Source organism: Streptomyces sp. NPDC042100 (assembly GCF_055582325.1).
Map to the genome: position 1 here is coordinate 238957 of NZ_JBVJDK010000008.1, position 16878 is coordinate 255834.

16 protein-coding genes are annotated in these 16878 nt (G+C 73.8%); 10 read left to right on the plus strand and 6 right to left on the minus strand.

The features are described from left to right. The first annotated feature begins 3 nt into the window (after positions 1 to 3). Genes ACZ6J5_RS20075 through ACZ6J5_RS20090 form a run of 4 tightly spaced genes read left to right on the plus strand, consistent with a single transcriptional unit; the run spans position 4 to position 3870 of the window. Entirely contained in the window at positions 4 to 1077 is a 1074-nt protein-coding gene (locus ACZ6J5_RS20075) for an energy-coupling factor ABC transporter permease (RefSeq protein WP_469393289.1), read from the plus strand. Continuing rightward, positions 1077 to 1838 (plus strand): cobalt ECF transporter T component CbiQ, encoded by a 762-nt coding sequence (gene cbiQ / locus ACZ6J5_RS20080; RefSeq protein WP_469393291.1) that lies wholly within the window; start codon positions 1077 to 1079, stop codon positions 1836 to 1838. Before ACZ6J5_RS20075 ends, cbiQ begins: the two co-directional genes overlap by 1 nt. Next, entirely contained in the window at positions 1835 to 2596 is a 762-nt protein-coding gene (locus tag ACZ6J5_RS20085) for an energy-coupling factor ABC transporter ATP-binding protein (RefSeq protein WP_469393293.1), read from the plus strand. Before cbiQ ends, ACZ6J5_RS20085 begins: the two co-directional genes overlap by 4 nt. Before the next feature lie 56 nt (positions 2597 to 2652). Continuing rightward, positions 2653 to 3870: a serine hydrolase domain-containing protein gene (locus ACZ6J5_RS20090; protein WP_469393295.1), complete on the plus strand. Its 1218-nt coding sequence runs from the start codon at positions 2653 to 2655 to the stop codon at positions 3868 to 3870. A gap of 12 nt (positions 3871 to 3882) precedes the next feature. Here ACZ6J5_RS20090 and ACZ6J5_RS20095 read toward each other — a convergent pair whose 3' ends face one another. The 5 genes from ACZ6J5_RS20095 to ACZ6J5_RS20115 all read right to left on the minus strand — a co-directional run bounded on the left by ACZ6J5_RS20095 (position 3883) and on the right by ACZ6J5_RS20115 (position 10501). Next, positions 3883 to 4389 (minus strand): RICIN domain-containing protein, encoded by a 507-nt coding sequence (locus tag ACZ6J5_RS20095; protein ID WP_469393297.1) that lies wholly within the window; start codon positions 4387 to 4389, stop codon positions 3883 to 3885. A gap of 113 nt (positions 4390 to 4502) precedes the next feature. Next, entirely contained in the window at positions 4503 to 5354 is an 852-nt protein-coding gene (locus ACZ6J5_RS20100) for an EamA family transporter (RefSeq protein WP_469393298.1), read from the minus strand. Beyond that, complete coding sequence (locus ACZ6J5_RS20105; protein ID WP_469393300.1) at positions 5351 to 5839, minus strand: YbaK/EbsC family protein; 489 nt, start codon at positions 5837 to 5839, stop codon at positions 5351 to 5353. Before ACZ6J5_RS20105 ends, ACZ6J5_RS20100 begins: the two co-directional genes overlap by 4 nt. Before the next feature lie 298 nt (positions 5840 to 6137). Further along, positions 6138 to 7784, minus strand: coding sequence for a penicillin-binding transpeptidase domain-containing protein (locus tag ACZ6J5_RS20110; RefSeq protein WP_469393302.1), 1647 nt, complete (start codon positions 7782 to 7784; stop codon positions 6138 to 6140). Positions 7785 to 8746: 962 nt separating this feature from the next. Further along, positions 8747 to 10501 (minus strand): dolichyl-phosphate-mannose--protein mannosyltransferase, encoded by a 1755-nt coding sequence (locus tag ACZ6J5_RS20115; protein WP_469393304.1) that lies wholly within the window; start codon positions 10499 to 10501, stop codon positions 8747 to 8749. Positions 10502 to 10553: 52 nt separating this feature from the next. Here ACZ6J5_RS20115 and rsmI point away from each other — a divergent pair, with 52 nt between their 5' ends. The 6 genes from rsmI (at position 10554) to ACZ6J5_RS20145 (ending at position 15854) form a co-directional block, all read left to right on the plus strand. Next, positions 10554 to 11441: a 16S rRNA (cytidine(1402)-2'-O)-methyltransferase gene (gene rsmI, locus ACZ6J5_RS20120; RefSeq protein WP_469393305.1), complete on the plus strand. Its 888-nt coding sequence runs from the start codon at positions 10554 to 10556 to the stop codon at positions 11439 to 11441. A gap of 139 nt (positions 11442 to 11580) precedes the next feature. Beyond that, on the plus strand, positions 11581 to 11916 hold the full coding sequence (locus tag ACZ6J5_RS20125; RefSeq protein ID WP_469393307.1) for a hypothetical protein: 336 nt from the start codon (positions 11581 to 11583) through the stop codon (positions 11914 to 11916). A 58-nt stretch (positions 11917 to 11974) separates the two neighbouring features. Next, positions 11975 to 12844: a TatD family hydrolase gene (locus ACZ6J5_RS20130; protein ID WP_469393309.1), complete on the plus strand. Its 870-nt coding sequence runs from the start codon at positions 11975 to 11977 to the stop codon at positions 12842 to 12844. Positions 12845 to 12916: 72 nt separating this feature from the next. Beyond that, on the plus strand, positions 12917 to 14074 hold the full coding sequence (locus ACZ6J5_RS20135; RefSeq protein ID WP_469393311.1) for a ubiquitin-like domain-containing protein: 1158 nt from the start codon (positions 12917 to 12919) through the stop codon (positions 14072 to 14074). Then, the gene (gene rsmA / locus ACZ6J5_RS20140; RefSeq protein ID WP_362475422.1) at positions 14071 to 14952 is read left to right on the plus strand and encodes a 16S rRNA (adenine(1518)-N(6)/adenine(1519)-N(6))-dimethyltransferase RsmA; all 882 of its coding nucleotides are present in this window, start codon (positions 14071 to 14073) and stop codon (positions 14950 to 14952) included. The genes ACZ6J5_RS20135 and rsmA overlap by 4 nt, the downstream gene beginning before the upstream one ends. Continuing rightward, on the plus strand, positions 14949 to 15854 hold the full coding sequence (locus ACZ6J5_RS20145) for a 4-(cytidine 5'-diphospho)-2-C-methyl-D-erythritol kinase (RefSeq protein WP_469393314.1): 906 nt from the start codon (positions 14949 to 14951) through the stop codon (positions 15852 to 15854). Before rsmA ends, ACZ6J5_RS20145 begins: the two co-directional genes overlap by 4 nt. On the opposite strand, the gene ACZ6J5_RS20150 is transcribed toward ACZ6J5_RS20145, so the two are convergent. After that, the gene (locus ACZ6J5_RS20150; RefSeq protein WP_469393316.1) at positions 15851 to 16864 is read right to left on the minus strand and encodes an NHL repeat-containing protein; all 1014 of its coding nucleotides are present in this window, start codon (positions 16862 to 16864) and stop codon (positions 15851 to 15853) included. The two genes, ACZ6J5_RS20145 and ACZ6J5_RS20150, sit on opposite strands and share 4 nt — an antisense overlap. Between the last annotated feature and the right edge of the window lie 14 nt (positions 16865 to 16878).

A 16878-nucleotide genomic window follows, 5' to 3' on the forward strand; every position in this document is an offset into this window, starting at 1 on the left:
GTTGTGCATGTACCTGACGGATTCATCAACGCCCCCGTATCGGCCGTCGCCGGAGTCGTCGCCGCCGGCGCCGTCGCCATCAGCCTGCGCGGGGCCCGCAAGGAGCTCGGGGGAGGCCACGGGGGAGAGCGGACGGCCCCGCTCGCGGGCCTCGTCGCCGCCTTCATCTTCGCCGTGCAGATGCTCAACTTCCCCGTCGCGGCCGGGACCAGCGGGCACCTCCTCGGAGGCGCCCTCGCCGCGATCCTCGTCGGCCCCTACACCGGCGTCCTCTGCATAGCCATCGTCCTGCTCATGCAGGGCGTCCTCTTCGCCGACGGCGGGCTCACCGCGCTCGGCGTGAACATCACCGTCATGGGCGTCGTCACCGTCGTCGTGTCCTACGCGCTCTTCCGCGGCCTGGTCCTCGCGCTGCCGCGCACCCGCCGCTCGGTGACCGTCGCCTCCTTCGTCGCCGCCCTGGTCTCCGTGCCCGCCGCCGCCACCGCCTTCACGGCGATCTACGCGATCGGCGGCACCACCGACGTACCGATCGGCAAGGTCCTGACCGCGATGGTCGGCGTCCACGTCCTCATCGGCGTCGGCGAGGCCGTGATCACCATGCTCACCGTCGGCGCGGTCATCGCCGTCCGCCCCGACCTCGTGCACGGCGCGCGCGGCCTGACCGCCCCGCTCAAGCTGCGCGTGGGCGGCGAGCTCATCGACGCCACGCCCGTCGAGGCCACGCCCGCCCCCGCCCCGGCGGCGCCCCGCTCCTCGCGCCCCCTCTGGATCGGCGGCGTGGTCACCGCCCTCGTCCTGGCCGGCTTCGTCTCCTTCTACGCCTCCGCGAGCCCCGACGGCCTGGAGAAGGTCGCCGCCGACAAGGGCATCGACAGCAAGGTGGAGCCGCACGCCGCGGCCGACTCGCCGCTCGCCGACTACGGAGTCAAGGACGTCTCCGACGCGCGCCTGTCCGGCGGTCTCGCCGGGGTCATCGGCGTGGGCGCGACCCTCGCCGTCGGCAGCGGCGCCTTCTGGGCCGTCCGCCGCCGCAGGGCCGTGCCCGCGGACGGGCACGCGGACGCGGACGCCTGATGGGCGCGGGGCACGCCCACAAGCTCTACCGGCGGGCGGACTCGCCGGTCCACGCGCTGCCCCCGCACGCCAAGCTGGCGGCCGTCTTCGCCTTCGTCGTCGTGGTCGTCTCCACGCCGCGCGAGGCGGTCTGGGCCTTCGCCGGGTACGCGGCGCTGCTCGGCGTGGTCGCCTGGCGGGCCCGGGTGCCGGGCGGCTTCGTGCTGAAGCGGCTGCTCATCGAGGTCCCGTTCGTGGCCTTCGCCGTGCTGATGCCCTTCGTGGTGCCCGGCGAGCGGACCACCGTCCTCGGCGTCTCCCTCTCCGTCCCCGGCCTGTGGGGCGCCTGGAACGTGCTGGCCAAGGGCACCCTGGGCGTCGCCGCCTCCGTGCTCCTCGCCGCCACCACCGAGCTGCGCGCCCTGCTCCTCGGCCTCCAGCGGCTCCGGCTGCCCCCGCTGCTCGTCCAGATCGCCTCGTTCATGATCCGCTACGGGGACGTCATCACCGACGAGATGCGCCGGATGTCGATCGCCCGCCGCTCGCGCGGTTTCGAGGCCCGGGGCGTCCGCCACTGGGGCGTCCTCGCCAAGTCGGCCGGCGCCCTCTTCATCCGCTCCTACGAGCGCGGCGAGCGCGTCCACCTCGCGATGGTGAGCCGCGGCTACACCGGGTCCATGCCGGTCATCGACGAGGTCACCGCGACCCCCGCCCAGTGGCGGTACGCCGCCGCGCTGCCGCTCGCCGCCCTCCTGATCTGCCTCCTCGGATGGACGCTATGACCACACCCTCCCCGTCGGCCGCCCCGTCCCTGGACGTCCGGGGCCTCGCCTACGCCTACCCCGACGGCCACCAGGCCCTGTTCGGCGTCGACCTGACCGTCGGGCGCGGCGAGCGGGTCGCCCTGCTCGGCCCCAACGGCGCCGGCAAGACCACCCTGGTCCTGCACCTCAACGGCATCCTCACGGGCGGCGCGGGCGGCGTGACCGTCGCCGGGCTGCCGGTCGCCAAGAAGAACCTCGCGGAGATCCGGCGCCGGGTCGGCATCGTCTTCCAGGACCCCGACGACCAGCTCTTCATGCCGACCGTCCGCGAGGACGTGGCCTTCGGGCCGGCCGCGGCGGGCGTGCGGGGCGCGGAGCTGGAGGCGGTGGTCCACCGGGCCCTGGAGCGGGTCGGCATGGCGGAGTTCGCCGACCGGCCGCCGCACCACCTGTCCTTCGGGCAGCGCCGCCGGGTCGCCGTCGCGACCGTCCTCGCGATGGAGCCGGAGATCCTGGTCCTCGACGAGCCCTCGTCCAACCTGGACCCGGCCTCGCGCCGCGAGCTCGCCGACATCCTGCGTGCCCTGGACGTCACCGTCCTCATGGTCACCCACGACCTGCCGTACGCCCTGGAGCTCTGCCCGCGCGCGGTGATCCTCAGCGAGGGCGTCATCGCGGCCGACGGGCGGACCGCCGGCATCCTCGCCGACGAGGAGCTCATGGCCCGGCACCGGCTGGAACTCCCGTACGGCTTCGTGCCGAGCTCGGTGGCCTGAGCGCATCCCGACGGCCCCGACCCCCGGAATCGGCCGGTCGCCGCCCACGTTGCACCATGGAGGGCCGTGGGGGAGCGAACGACGAGCGGGGACGAGGGAGCGTGGGCCAGGTGGACGTCAGGGGCACGGTGGAGGCCGGTTTCGAGCCGGTCGGGGACGCGTTCCTGCGCAACGTCGAGCAGCGCGGCGAGCGGGGCGCGGCCGTGGCCGTCTACCGGGACGGCGTGAAGGTCGTCGACCTGTGGGCGGGCACCAAGGACGTCGACGGCGGCGCCCCTTGGGCGGAGGACACCGCCCAGGTCGTCCGCTCCGCGACCAAGGGCGTCGCCGCCGCCGTGCCGCTGCTGCTGCACCAGCGCGGGCTGCTCGACCTGGACGCCCCGGTCGGCACGTACTGGCCCGAGTTCAAGGCCGCGGGCAAGGACCGGGTGACCGTGCGCGGGCTCCTCGCGCACCGCGCGGGGGTGCCGGTCCTGGACCGCCCGCTGACCCTGGCCGAGGCGGTCGACCTGCCGACGGCCACCGCCGCCATCGCGGCCCAGGCGCCCGTCTGGGAGCCGGGGACGGCTCACGGCTACCACGCGCACACCTTCAGCTGGCTGCTCTCCGGCCTGGTCCACCGGGTCACCGGGCGCACGATCGGCCGCTGGGTGGCCGAGGAGATAGCCGCCCCGCTCGGCCTGGACCTGTGGATCGGGCTGCCGGACGCCGAGGCCCACCGGGTCGGGCGCCTCGGCCCGGTGGAGGAGCGGGAGCCCGCCGACGGCGGCGCCCTTCGGCTGCGCCCCAAGCGCGCGGTCTCCGAGGCGTACCAGGACCCGGAGTCGCTGACCCGGCGGGCCTTCGGGGTGATCGAGCCGGCGCCCGACGAGAACGACCCGGTGTACCGGGCGGCCGAGCTGCCCGGCTCGGCCGGCGTCGCCACCGCCCGCTCGCTCGCCCGCTTCTACGCGGCGACGCTGGGCCCGGTCGACGGCGCCGCGCGGCTCTTCGCCCCGGCGACGCTGGCCCTGGCCCGCACGGAGGAGTCGGCGGGCACCGACCGCGTGCTGCTGGTCGGCACCCGCTTCGGCCTCGGATACATGCTGCACGGCCCCGCCTCGCCGCTGCTCGCCCCGGGCTCCTTCGGCCACCCGGGCCGGGGCGGCTCGCTCGGCTTCGCCGACCCCGAGTCAGGGATCGCCTTCGGCTATGTCACCAACGGGATGCGCAAGACGGTCACGGCCGACCCGCGCGCCCAGGCCCTGGTGAGAGCGCTGCGCACGGTCCGCTAGGACCCACCGGCCCTAACGGATGTACCACCTCTGGTCCGCGTAGTCCTCGCAGTCGTACTGGAACGGGTTCTTGTCGTTCTCGAAGCCCTGCAGGGTCAGGCACTTGCCGCTGTTGAAGTTCTTCAGCTTGAAGACGTCGGGGTCGTCGGTCATGACCTTCTGCCAGAACTGGTCGGCGAAGTTCAGGCACTCGTACTGCTCGGGGACGGTCCCGTTGTCGGAGCCGCGCACGATCAGGCACTTGCCGCTGTTGGCGCTCTTCAGCTGGAAGACGCCGGGGGTGGGGGCGTTCGAGTCGTCGAATATCCAGAACTGGTCGGGGTAGTCGAGGCAGTCCCACGCGAACGGAATGGTGTTGTTCGCGGAGCCCTGCAGGGCGACGCACTTCCCGCCGTAGGCGTTCTTGAGGTGGTAGGCCGGCTGCACCGTGGCGGACGCGGCGGAGCCGGACCCGACGAGCGCGCCGGCCGTCAGCACGGCGGTGGCCAGGACGGTGCCCAGGGTGCGGGACCTGTTCATGCGATCTCCCTCGTAGGCGCACGCGCTCGGCGGCGTACGCGATCTTGAGGAGGAACATAGGCGGCCGATATGGGTCTTGTCGTTGAGTTTGGGATGTGGAAGGAAGATTCCGGTCAACTCGCGTACAGCATCAGCCCGATGCCCACCACCATCAGCCCCGCCGCCGCCAGTCTCGGCCCGCCGAAGCGCTCCTTGAACAGGACCGCGCCGATCGCCGCGCCCACGATGATGGACGACTCGCGCAGCGCCGCGATCGGGGCGAGCGGGGCCTTCGTCTGGGCCCACAGGACGAGGGCGTAGGCGCCGACCGACAGGGCCGCCGCGAGGAGGCCGCGGGCCGCGTACGGGCGGAGTTCGGTGATCAGGGCGGCGCGGCGCCGGGAGAGGGCGTAGGCCGGGATCACCAGGCCCTCCAGCAGCATCAGCCAGGCGATGTAGCCGAGCGGGGTGCCGGAGGCGCGGACGCCGATGCCGTCGACGACTGTGTACGCCGCGATGGACAGGCCCGTCGCGCCCGCCGCCAGCAGGGCCGGCCAGTGCGGGCGGGCCCCCGTGCCCCGGATGCCCCACAGGGCGAGGCCCGTCAGGCCCGCGCAGGCGACGGCGACACCCGCGAGCTGCTCGGCGGACGGGATCTCGGCGACGAAGACGGCGGCGAGCACGGTCACCACGAGCGGGGCGGTGCCCCGGGCGATCGGGTACATCTGGCCGAAGTCGCCGAGCGCGAAGGACTTCATCAGCAGCGCGTAATACGCCACGTGCAGCGCGGCCGAACCGATCAGATACGGCCACGCCCCGGCCGCCGGGACCGGGACGAACAGGGCGGCGGCGCCGCCGAGCAGCGCGCCGCCGCCGGATATCAGGGTGAAGGACAGGAGCTGGTCCGTGACGCGGGCCGCGATCGCGTTCCAGGCCGCGTGGGTCACGGCCGCCACCAGCACGGCCGCGACGACGAGCGGGGTCACGCCGTGCGCTCCCGGACGTCCACCAGCGTGCCGCCCGCGTGCGCGACCAGCTTCCCGGGCTCCAGCGCGAAGACCGTGTGCGGGGTCCCGGCCGCCGCCCACACCACCGGGTGGTCGAGCAGCCCCCGGTCGGCGAGCACGCGGGTGCGGGTGCGGTGCCCGAAGGGCGGGACGCCGCCGATCGCGTACCCCGTCGTCTCGCGCACGAGCCGCGCGTCGGCGCGGCCCACCTCGGCCGCGCCCAGCTCCTCGCGGACCCGCTCCAGGTCCACCCGCGAGGACCCGTCCATGAGGACCAGGACCGGCACCCCGTCCGCCGTGAAGACCAGCGACTTCACGATCTCGGAGACCGCGCAGCCGATGGCGTCGGCGGCCTGTTGCGCGGTGCGGGTCTCGTCCGGGAAGCGCCGGACCTCGACATCGAGGCCCAACTCTTCGAGAGCGGCGGCGAACTGGGGGTGGGCTTCGGCATGTGACGTCGTCATGGGCGGTCACGCTAGCGGTCGGTGTAGCGGCCAAGCGACCGGGTTGCCGGCCGCCGGGGGAACAGCGGGAGAAGCCCCGGTGAAGCCGCCGGACCGGACCCCGCACCCTCCCGGACCGCCCGCGCGCCGCGCCCCCGGTCCGGCTGGCCCGGCTGCGGGCGCGCGGCCTGGCTGGCCCGGCTGGTCCGCCTGGTCCCGCTGGCCCGGCTGGCCCGGCTGGGGGCGCGCGGCCTGGCTGGTCCCGCTGGCCCGGCTGGTCCGCCTGGTCCCGCCGGTCCGCCCGGTCCGCCCGGTCGGTCTAGTCCGCGTTCAGCACCCTCGCCACGATCGGCCCCGCCGCGTCCACCCCGTGGCCGCCGCCCTCGACCAGGGCCGCCGCCGCGAGGTCGTCGGCGAAGCCCGTGAACCAGGAGTCCGAGGACGCCTGCCCGTCGACCTCCGCCGAGCCCGTCTTGCCGCCCTTGTCGCCGCTGACCGAGGCCATCACGCCGGTCGCCGTGCCGTACCCCGCCGTCGCCGTCAGCCGCATGACGTCACGCAGCTGCCGGGCCACCGGGGCGGACAGCTTCCGCTCCGCCGTGGCGAAGGGGCGGTCGTCCAGGTCCTGGGGGACCAGGAACGGCTGCCGGAAGGTGCCTTCCTTCGCGGTGGCGGTGATCGAGGCGATGTTCAGCGGGTTCATCCGCACCGCGCCCTGCCCGATGTACTGCGCCGCCGCCTCGCCGCCCTCCGCGGGAGGGAGCGAGCCGTCGAAGGAGGTGATGCCGGTCTTCCATTCGAGGCCGATGCCGAAGACCTCCGAGGCCTCCCGGCTCAGCCCGTGGTCGTCGCCCTCCTTCGTCTTCACGTCGTCGATCTTCTTGATGAGCGCCGTGTTGCAGGAGCGGGCGAAGCTCTTGCCGAAGGTGCCGCCGTCGATGGAGAAGCCGTCGAGGTTGCGGAAGGAGCGGCCCTGGTACATCGCCGTCGGCGGGCACTCCGTCTTCTCGTCCGCCTTCACCAGGCCCTGCTCCAGCAGCAGCGCCGCCGTGACGATCTTCAGGGTGGAGCCGGGCGCCTTGGTGCCGAGGAAGGCCGTGTTGAAGCCGGTCGCCGGGTTGTTGGCGACCGCCCGTATCGCGCCCGTCGAGGGCTTGACCGCGACGACCGACGCCTTGCCGTACCGTTTCACCGCCTGCTCGGCCGCCGCCTGCACATCCGCGTCGATCGTGGTCCGCAGCTTCCCCGGCCGGCCCTTCGACAGGGTCAGCAGCGTCGAGTCCGCCACGCCCTCCACGCCCGAGTCGACGAAGGTCTCGACCCCCGGCTTGCCGCCGATCTTGTCGCCGTACCGCTCCCGGAGCTGGTCCAGGACCGGGCCGAGCGAGGGGTACTTCTCCGCGGTGAGGGGCCGGCCCGAGCGGTCGACGGCCTCGATCGCGGCCGTCTTCGCCGCGCCGGTGCGGATCGACGCCGACGGCGTGGTCAGCTTCGGGTGCAGGACGGCCGGCTTCCAGGCGACCAGCGGGCGGCCGGTGGTGGCGCCGCGCACCACGGTGAGGGACGAGGAGTACGTCCAGGGCTTGGACACGCCCTCGTACGTGATGGTCGCCTTCACCGTGAACGGCACCGAGGCGCCGGTCGCCGCCCCCGGGGTGATCGTCGCGGCGGACACCTTGGCCTGCTCGCGGAAGCCCAGCAGGGCGGGGCCCGAGCCGACCGGGTCGTTGGTCAGCTGCGCCGCCCGGTCCGACTCGCCGGCCGCCCAGGCGGCGAGGAAGTCCTTCGCCGTCGTGGTGACCTCCTCGGCGGTGACCGGCCCGCTCTTCGTGCCCCGCGCCCCGTCACCCCCGCCGGCCGAGCCCCCGGTGACCCCGCTCCAGAGGTTGTAGCCCCCGTAGCCGATGCCGCCGGCGACGACGACGAACACCCCGCCGACGACCGCGACCTTCATTCCGCTGCGCATGTCCGCGCTCCCTCCCCCTGTGACCGGCCCCAGCAGCCTAGGGCGATCGCAGTGGCAAAGGCACGGCCGTTACCAGAAAGCGACCGGAGCGCCCGTTTCCCGCCGTGCGGCCGGAGCCGTGTCCGGGCCGCGCGGAGCCGGCCCGCCGTGCCGCAGGCGGCGCCGAGCGTGTGACCGAGCCCGCCGCCGGAGGAGGAGAGGTGGCGCTTTCGAGGGGCGGGGTGTGGCGAACAGTGGCGAACAGCGGATCTTGTCCTGGAGCGGGTTGAGGCGGCGGTAGGTTGCGAGAGTTCACCGCTTTCTCTCCACGAGCGCCTGTCCTGCGACAGGCCCCAACACCGTTGGGAGTCCGAGAGAGAGGAGGTCGAACCGGATGGAGAGGTCGAACAGGAGGCCGCGCCGGAAGACCCGGTTACGTGACTGGGTCGAACTGACGGCGCTGGTCCTCACGGCGATCACTGCCATTGCGGGATGCGTCGAACGCTTCATGTGACGCAGCGGCGGGGACTGGACGATTGGCCGGGCGAAGGTGGGCCCGGCCGGCTGATACTCGGCCGGACCCACGCTGCCCCGCACGCGGGCCTGGTCATGGGTTGCACCCCATGACCAGGCCCGACGCGTGTACGGGGGCAGGACCCCGAGCGCCAGGACGCGAAGCCGCTGCGGGACGAGGTAACCGCAGTTCACCGGCTTCATCAAGCGCCGGTCGTCGCCCGACGAAGAAATATGACTTCTGGGATGGTTTGGCCGTGGCGCGAAAACCATGGCGCTCCGTGGCTTCGCCAGGGCGGAAAAACGTGAAACCGCAGGCAGGGGCTTTGGAGGGGGTGGCGAATCCTGGCGTATCGAGAGCACTCCGCCACCTGTGGGGCGGCGGCGACCGCCGAGCCCGCCGCCGGACGCCGGCGACATGCGGAGAGGGCGCGACCGCCGGTCGCGCCCTCTCGTGGAATTCCCCGGCCCTAGACCCAGGTGTCGAGCCACATCCGATTGCGCCAGCCCTGTATCGGAATGGCCTGTCCGGTGTACAGCGGCCAGAAATAGATGAAATTCCAGACGATGAGGAGAACGAGCACTCCCGCGGCGACCGCCCCGAAAGTGCGCCGTCTTTCCGAGGAACCCGCGGGCCCCACCATCGCCCCGATCATCATCGCCACCGCGAGACACAGGAAGGGGACGAACACCACCGCGTAGAAAAGGAAGATGGTGCGTTCCTGGTAGAGGAACCAGGGCGCCCAGCCCGCCGCGATGCCGCAGGCGATCGCGCCCGCCCGCCAGTCCCGGCGGAAGGCCCAGCGCCACAGCACGTACAGGATCGCGAAGCAGGCCGCCCACCACAGCAGCGGGGTGCCGAGGGCCAGCACCTCCTGGGCGCACTTGTCGCTCGCGTCGGCCGGGCAGCCCGCCTGGCCGGGGGCGGGGGACTCGTAGAAGTAGGAGACCGGGCGGCCGAGGACGATCCAGCTCCACGGGTTGGACTCGTAGGTGTGCGGCGAGTTCAGGCCGACGTGGAACTTGTAGACCTCGGTCTCGTAGTGCCACAGGCTCCGCAGCCAGTCGGGCAGCCAGCCCCAGGTGCCGCCGCCGTTCAGCTTGTCCTGCTCGGCGGCCCAGTTGCGGAAGTAGCCCTTGTCGGTGACGATCCAGCCGGTCCAGGAGAGCAGGTACGTGCCGATCGCCACCGGGACGACCGAGACGAAGGCCGGCAGCAGGTCCCGCTTGAGGACGGCCGCGTACGGGCGGATCGCGCCGGCCGTGCGGCGGGCGCCGACGTCCCACAGGACGGTCATCAGGCCGAAGGCGGCCATGATGTAGAGCCCGTTCCACTTGGTGCCGGCCGCCAGGCCCAGCATCACGCCGGCCGCCAGCCGCCAGGGCCGCCAGCCCAGCCGCAGGGTCTCCGCGACCGAGGCGTCCGGCCGCAGGACGCCCTGGTCGTCCTCGGGCAGCCCCGCCGCGAGCCGGGCCCGCGCCCGGTCCCGGTCGACGACCAGGCAGCCGAAGGCGGCCAGCACGAAGAACATCAGCACCTGGTCGAGCAGGGCCGTGCGGCTCATCACGAAGTGCAGGCCGTCCACGGCCAGCAGCAGCCCCGCCAGACAGCCCAGGAACGTCGAGCGGAACAGCCGCCGGCCGATCCGGCAGAGCATCAGCACCGACAGGGTGCCGAGCAGCGCCACCATGAAGCGCCAGCCGAACGGCTCGAAGCCGAAGATCTTCTCGCCGATGCCGATGACCCACTTGCCGACCGGCGGATGCACCACGTACCCGGGGTCGGCCGGCACGAGGACCGCGCCGGGGTCGTTCAGGATCGTCTTGTCGATGTCCTTCGGCCAGGCCCCCTCGTACCCCTGGTTGATCAGGGCCCAGGAGTCCTTGGCGTAGTACGTCTCGTCGAATATCACCGCGTGCGGCTTGCCCAGGTTCCAGAACCGCAGCACCCCCGCGACCAGCGCGACCAGCAGCGGCCCGCCCCAGGCGGCGGCGCGCCGGATCCGGTCGGCGGCGGCCGGGCCGATCGGGAACAGCTCCCACAGCCGCTCCGAGGGGCGGGTGTACGGCGGCACCAGCCGCTCCCGCAGGCCGGTGGACAGGGCGCCCGTGCTGTCCGGCCGGTAGCCGAACTGCCGCAGCCGCCGCTGCCACGAAGAGGGCTCTGCCACGGTGGGTGCCACGGGGTGCTGACCCTCCAGGGCCTCGGGTGCGGTACTGGTCACCGCGCCATCGTAGGGAACGCGCCTGTGCGCGTCGCCTGTCCGGGCTGGGAGGATGGTCCGTGTGACAGGAACGCTGGTACTCGCAGGGACCCCCATCGGCGACATCGGGGACGCACCGCCACGGCTCGCCACCGAACTGGAGAACGCGGACATCGTGGCCGCGGAGGACACCCGCAGGCTGCGCGGGCTCACCCGCGCGCTGGGCATCCACACCTCGGGCCGGGTGGTCTCGTACTTCGAGGGCAACGAGTCCGCCCGCACGCCCGAGCTGGTCGAGGCACTGGCCGGCGGGGCGCGGGTGCTGCTCGTCACCGACGCCGGGATGCCCTCCGTCTCCGACCCGGGCTACCGGCTCGTCGCCGCCGCCGTCGAGCGGGACATCAAGGTCACGGCCGTGCCGGGCCCGTCCGCGGTGCTCACCGCGCTCGCGCTGTCCGGGCTGCCGGTGGACCGCTTCTGCTTCGAGGGCTTCCTGCCCCGCAAGGCCGGCGAGCGCCTCGGGCGGCTGCGCGAGGTCGCCGAGGAGCGCCGGACCCTCGTCTACTTCGAGGCGCCGCACCGGCTGGACGACACGCTGGCCGCGATGGCCGAGGTCTTCGGCGACGGGCGACGGGCTGCCGTCTGCCGCGAGCTGACCAAGACGTACGAGGAGGTCAAGCGCGGCCCGCTGGGCGAGCTGGCGGTCTGGGCGGCCGAGGGCGTACGGGGCGAGATCACCGTCGTCGTCGAGGGCGCCCCGGAGCCCGTGCCGGGCGAGCTGGACTCCGAGGAGCTGGTGCGCAGGGTGCTGGTGCGCGAGGAGGCGGGGGAGCGGCGCAAGGAGGCGATCGCGGCGGTCGCGGCCGAGGCGGGGGTTCCCAAGCGCGAGGTGTTCGATGCCGTGGTGGCGGCAAAGAATGCGGCGGCGCAGGGCCCCGGTAAAGGTAAAGGACTAATCTGAAAGGCAAAGCGGAACCCGCTCGCGGGCCCGCCCGAAGGCCCTCAGGGCAAGGAAACGCCAAAGAGCTTCCATGGTTTTTCCGCCACTGATGCGCTCCGGCCGGAAAAGGCGTCCACTGGAGCAGTGGAGAGGAGCTGGAATGACTGAGATCACCGGCACCGGAACGCCCGTCGTGCACGAGGCGTACGCCTTCGCCTGCATGAGCTGCGGCTACGGCTGGGAGCAGGCCTACGAGATAGAGCACCACGTCGACGCCAAGGGCCACACGTTCGTGGTCTACAAGGCCGACGGAGAGCGGGTGCCGTCCCCGCTGTCCAGTCCGACCTGCATGAACTGCGGTGGTCACGTCGTGCGGATCATGCGCGCGGGCCAGGTGTCCTCGGTGCTCGCCCTGATCGCCGCGGCCGAGCGGGAGAAGCCGGAGCACCACTGGCACCTCTCCGACCTGCTGCACCCCTTCCGGTCCCGGCGGTAGCGCGGCGGCGGGCCTTGGCGGGGACTCGCCGGACTCATGGCCCTCGTACGATCGGGCCATGAGTTCCAAGGACGCCCCGCCGCCGCTGCCCGAGCCCCTGACCGTGGAGGTCGCGGACTCGCACACCCACCTCGACATGCAGTCCGGCACGGTCGAGGAGGCCCTGGTCAAGGCCGCCGCCGTCGGTGTGACGACGGTCGTGCAGGTCGGCTGTGACGTGAAGGGCTCCCAGTGGGCCGCCGAGACGGCCGCCGCCCACGAGAACGTGCACGCGGCGGTGGCGCTGCACCCCAACGAAGCGCCCCGGATCGTGCTGGGGGATCCGGACGGATGGTCCCGGCAGGGGGCGCGGACGCCCGGCGGGGACGCGGCGCTCGACGACGCGCTGGCCGAGATCGACCGGCTCGCCGCCCTCCCGTACGTGCGGGCCGTCGGCGAGACCGGGCTCGACTTCTTCCGCACCGGCCCCGAGGGCATGGCCGCGCAGGAGCGTTCCTTCCGCGCCCACATCGAGATCGCCAAGCGCCACGGCAAGGCCCTCGTCATCCACGACCGGGAGGCCCACGCCGACGTGCTGCGGGTCCTCGACGAGGAGGGCGCCCCCGAGCGGACCGTCTTCCACTGCTACTCCGGCGACGCCGAGATGGCCGCGATCTGCGCCGCCAAGGGCTACTACATGTCCTTCGCGGGCAACGTGACCTTCAAGAACGCCCAGCCGCTGCGCGACGCCCTCGCCGTCGCCCCGCTGGAGCTCGTCCTGGTCGAGACCGACGCCCCCTTCCTGACCCCCGCGCCCTACCGGGGCCGCCCCAACGCCCCGTACCTGATCCCCGTCACCGTCCGCGCGATGGCGGCGGTGCGCGGCATCGGCGAGGAGGAGCTGGCCGGGGCGATCGCCGTCAACACGGCCCGCGCCTTCGATTACTGATCCATAACGGTTACGTCATGTAGTCGGGTCGTCTTGGAGAGTGAGCGCGCACGGGGCTAGGGTCCCGGCCTCGTGAGCACTTCGCATCGATCCGGGGCTCGCCGGGCCGCCCGGCGCCGCAAGGCGAGCCCGCCCGCCGTCGACGGACTGCGGCGGATCGTCCCGCAGGCCCTCGTCGTCGCCTTCCTGGCCGGCGGCACCAGCGCCTTCGTCGCCCAGGACAAGGCCGTCCGGCTCTCCGTCGACGGCGTCCCGCGCACCCTGCACACCTTCGCCGACGACGTCGAGGAGCTGCTGGCCGACGAGGGCCTGGCGGTCGGGGGCCACGACATCGTGGCCCCCGCCCCGGCCGCCGCCCTGGCCAGCGGCGACGAGATCGTCGTCCGCTACGGGCGGCCCGTCGCCCTCACCCTCGACGGCCAGCGCCGCCAGGTGTGGACCACCGCCCGGACCGTCGACGGGGCCCTGCGGCAGCTCGGCGTCCGCGCCGAGGGCGCCCACCTCTCCGTCTCCCGCTCGGCCGCCATCTCCCGGCAGGGCCTCGCGCTCGACGTGCGCACCGAGCGCACCGTCACCTTCCTCGCCGACGGGCGGGAGCGGACCGTGCGCACCAACGCGGCCACCGTCCGGGAGGCCGTCGAGGAGGCCGGGATCACCCTCTCCGGCCAGGACACCACCTCGGTGCCGCCCGCGTCCTTCCCGCGCGACGGGCAGACGGTGACCGTGCTGCGGATCACCGGCACCCAGGAGATCCGCGAGGAGGCCCTGCCGTTCGCGGTCGAGAAGGTCCGCGACGACGAGCTCTTCGCCGGCACCGAGCTCGTCGAACGCCAGGGCGTTCCAGGTGTCCGCCGCGTCACGTACAGCCTGCGCACGGTCAACGGGGTCCGGCAGAAGCCCCGGCGCACCGGCGAGGAGACCGTGCGCGAGCCGGTCGCCCAGCGGGTCCGGATCGGCACCCGCCCGCTGCCCACCTCGGTGTCCGGCGCCGACCACCTGAACTGGTCGGCGCTCGCCGCCTGCGAGTCCGGCGGGCGCCCCGGGGCCGTCGACCCGTCCGGCACCTACGGCGGGCTCTACCAGTTCGACCCCGGCACCTGGCGCTCCCTCGGCGGCAGCGGCACCGCGCAGAACGCGCCCGCCGCCGAGCAGACCTTCCGGGCGAAGAAGCTCTACGTGACCCGGGGGGCGACTCCGTGGCCGCACTGCGGCCGTAGGCTGTACCGGTGAGCACCACCACCGGACCCGACAGTCCCGACGCCCTCCTCGGCCCCGCAGACATCCGCGAGCTGGCCGCCGCCCTCGGCGTGCGCCCGACCAAGCAGAAGGGCCAGAACTTCGTCATCGACGCGAACACGGTCCGGCGGATCGTCCGCACGGCCGAGGTGCGCCCCGACGACGTGGTCGTGGAGGTGGGACCGGGGCTCGGCTCCCTCACCCTCGCGCTGCTGGAGGCCGCGGACCGGGTGACCGCCGTCGAGATCGACGACATCCTCGCCGCCGCGCTGCCGGCCACCATCGCCGCCCGGATGCCGGAGCGGAAGGACCGTTTCGCGCTGGTCCACTCCGACGCCATGCTGGTCCAGGAGCTGCCGGGCCCGCCGCCCACCGCGCTCGTCGCCAACCTGCCGTACAACGTGGCCGTGCCGGTGCTGCTGCACATGCTGGACCGCTTCCCGACCATCGAGCGGACCCTCGTCATGGTCCAGGCCGAGGTCGCCGACCGGCTGGCCGCCGGGCCGGGCAACAAGGTGTACGGCGTGCCGTCGGTGAAGGCCAACTGGTACGCGGACGTCAAGCGGGCCGGTTCCATCGGCCGCAACGTCTTCTGGCCCGCGCCCAACGTCGACTCCGGCCTGGTCTCGCTGGTCCGGCGCGCCGAGCCGGTGAAGACCACCGCCGCCAAGAAGGACGTCTTCGCCGTCGTCGACGCCGCCTTCGCGCAGCGCCGCAAGACCCTGCGCGCCGCCCTCGCGACCTGGGCGGGCTCGCCCGCCGCCGCCGAGGCGGCGCTGGTCGCGGCCGGCATCTCGCCGCAGGCGCGCGGCGAGGCCCTGACGGTCGAGGAGTTCGCCCGGATCGCGGAGCACAAGGGGGCCGGGGCGTGAGCGCCGCCGGATCCGTCACCGTACGGGTCCCCGCCAAGGTCAACGTGCAGCTCGCGGTCGGCGGCGCCCGCCCCGACGGCTTCCACGACCTGGCCAACGTCTTCCTCGCGGTCTCCCTGTACGACGAGGTGACCGCCACCCCCGCCGAGGCCCTGACGGTCACCTGCGAGGGTCCCGACGCCGACAAGGTGCCGCTCGACCGCACCAACCTGGCCGCCCGCGCGGCCGGACTCCTCGCCGCCCGGCACGGCATCGCGCCCGACGTGCACCTGCACATCGCCAAGGACATCCCGGTCGCGGGCGGCATGGCCGGCGGCAGCGCCGACGGCGCGGGCGCCCTGCTGGCCTGCGACGCCCTGTGGGGCCTGGAGACCCCGCGTGCCGAGCTCCTGGAGATCTGCGCCGAGCTGGGCAGCGACGTGCCGTTCAGCCTGGTCGGCGGTGCCGCGCTCGGCGTCGGCCGGGGCGAGCGGCTCACCGGGCTGCCGGTCGGCGGCGCCTTCCACTGGGTCTTCGCCGTCGCCGACGGCGGGCTGTCCACGCCCGCCGTGTACGCCGAGTTCGACCGCCTCACCGAGGGCGTGACGGTGCCCGAGCCGGTCGCCTCCCCGGCGCTGCTCGACGCCCTGCGCACCGGGGACACCACCGCCCTCGCCGGGGCCCTCGCCAACGGCCTCCAGCCCGCCGCCCTGTCGCTGCGGCCCTCGCTGGCCGCGACGCTGGAGGCGGGCACGGCCGCCGGGGCGCTGGCCGCGCTGGTCTCCGGCTCGGGCCCGACGACGGCCTTCCTGGTGAAGGACGCCGAGTCCGCCGAGGCGGTCGCGAGCGCCCTGACCGCCTCCGGCACCTGCCGCGCGGCCCGGGTGGCGAGCTCCCCGGCGGCGGGCGCGACCCTGATCTAGAGCTTGTTCTTGGAGATCCGCGCCAGCAGCAGGTTCGGGTCCTGGCCCCGCTGTACGTAGAAGGCGGCGCTGTTCACGTAGACGCTCTTGGCGTGCACGGCCACCGAGGTCGGGTTCTGGAGCCCGTCCGCGCCGGTCAGGACCGTCTTGTGAGTGCCGTCCGGGCGGACCAGCGCCAGCTCGTGCACGGTGTTGAGCGCGGCCAGGACGGTGTCGCCGTGCCCGGTGAAGGCGAAGTCGTCGACGGTGGTGAGCCCGCTCGCCCGGGTCTCCACCGGGCCCGCGGCCCGCTCGGGACCGGGCCGGACGGGGATGCGCAGCAGGGTTCCCCTGGCGGTGTTGGAGACCCAGACGGCGCCGTCCTTGAGCTTGACGCCGTTGGCGCCGAAGGGGAGGGCCGAGGTGGGTGCCAGGGCGGGCCCGGCCGCCCACGCGGTGGGCCGCCCGCCGTCCACGGGGACGCTCCACACGGTGCCGAGGGCCGAGTCGGCGGCGTAGAGGGTGCCGCAGTCCTCGTCGAGCGCCAGCCCGTTGGGGAAGCCGTCGGCGGGCAGCGCGGCGATCCGCTCGGGGGCGCCGCCGTCGGGGGCGATCCGCCAGATCCCGGTCTCGGGCGTGCCGGTGGCGTAGTTGACGTACAGGGTGCCGTCCCCGGCGCGGGCGATGCCCGTGACGAGGGCCGCGCCGACCGTCGGGGTCGCCGGGTGCGCCACGGCGGGCAGGGTCGCCAGGACCCGGGTGCGCCCCTGCCGGTCCACCCGGACGACCTGCCGGGCGAAGGCGAAGGTGAGGTCGGCGGAGCCGTCGGGTTCCAGGGCGATGTTCTCCGGGGTCTGTCCGGCGGCGAAGTCGAAGTGCGCGAGGACCTGCGGATCGGTCACCTTCGGGTCGCCGTGGGCGGCGGCGGGTCCGGCGGCGAGCAGGGCGAGGGCGGTGAGGGCGGCCGTGAGCGCGCCGACGGCGGCGGCGCGGGGCCCGGGGCGGGGCCCGGGGCGGGGACTGCGGGTCATGGTTCTCTCCTGGG

Excerpts from the sequence above, each read along its gene's own strand:
- rsmI (WP_469393305.1), top strand. The coding sequence starts at position 10,554 with ATGGTCCGTGTGACAGGAACGCTGGTACTCGCAGGGACCCCCATCGGC.
- ACZ6J5_RS20125 (WP_469393307.1), top strand. The coding sequence starts at position 11,581 with ATGACTGAGATCACCGGCACCGGAACGCCCGTCGTGCACGAGGCGTAC.
- ACZ6J5_RS20130 (WP_469393309.1), top strand. The coding sequence starts at position 11,975 with ATGAGTTCCAAGGACGCCCCGCCGCCGCTGCCCGAGCCCCTGACCGTG.
- ACZ6J5_RS20105 (WP_469393300.1), bottom strand. The coding sequence starts at position 5,839 with ATGACGACGTCACATGCCGAAGCCCACCCCCAGTTCGCCGCCGCTCTC.
- ACZ6J5_RS20090 (WP_469393295.1), top strand. The coding sequence starts at position 2,653 with ATGGAGGGCCGTGGGGGAGCGAACGACGAGCGGGGACGAGGGAGCGTG.
- ACZ6J5_RS20095 (WP_469393297.1), bottom strand. The coding sequence starts at position 4,389 with ATGAACAGGTCCCGCACCCTGGGCACCGTCCTGGCCACCGCCGTGCTG.
- ACZ6J5_RS20110 (WP_469393302.1), bottom strand. The coding sequence starts at position 7,784 with ATGCGCAGCGGAATGAAGGTCGCGGTCGTCGGCGGGGTGTTCGTCGTC.
- cbiQ (WP_469393291.1), top strand. The coding sequence starts at position 1,077 with ATGGGCGCGGGGCACGCCCACAAGCTCTACCGGCGGGCGGACTCGCCG.
- ACZ6J5_RS20085 (WP_469393293.1), top strand. The coding sequence starts at position 1,835 with ATGACCACACCCTCCCCGTCGGCCGCCCCGTCCCTGGACGTCCGGGGC.
- ACZ6J5_RS20150 (WP_469393316.1), bottom strand. The coding sequence starts at position 16,864 with ATGACCCGCAGTCCCCGCCCCGGGCCCCGCCCCGGGCCCCGCGCCGCC.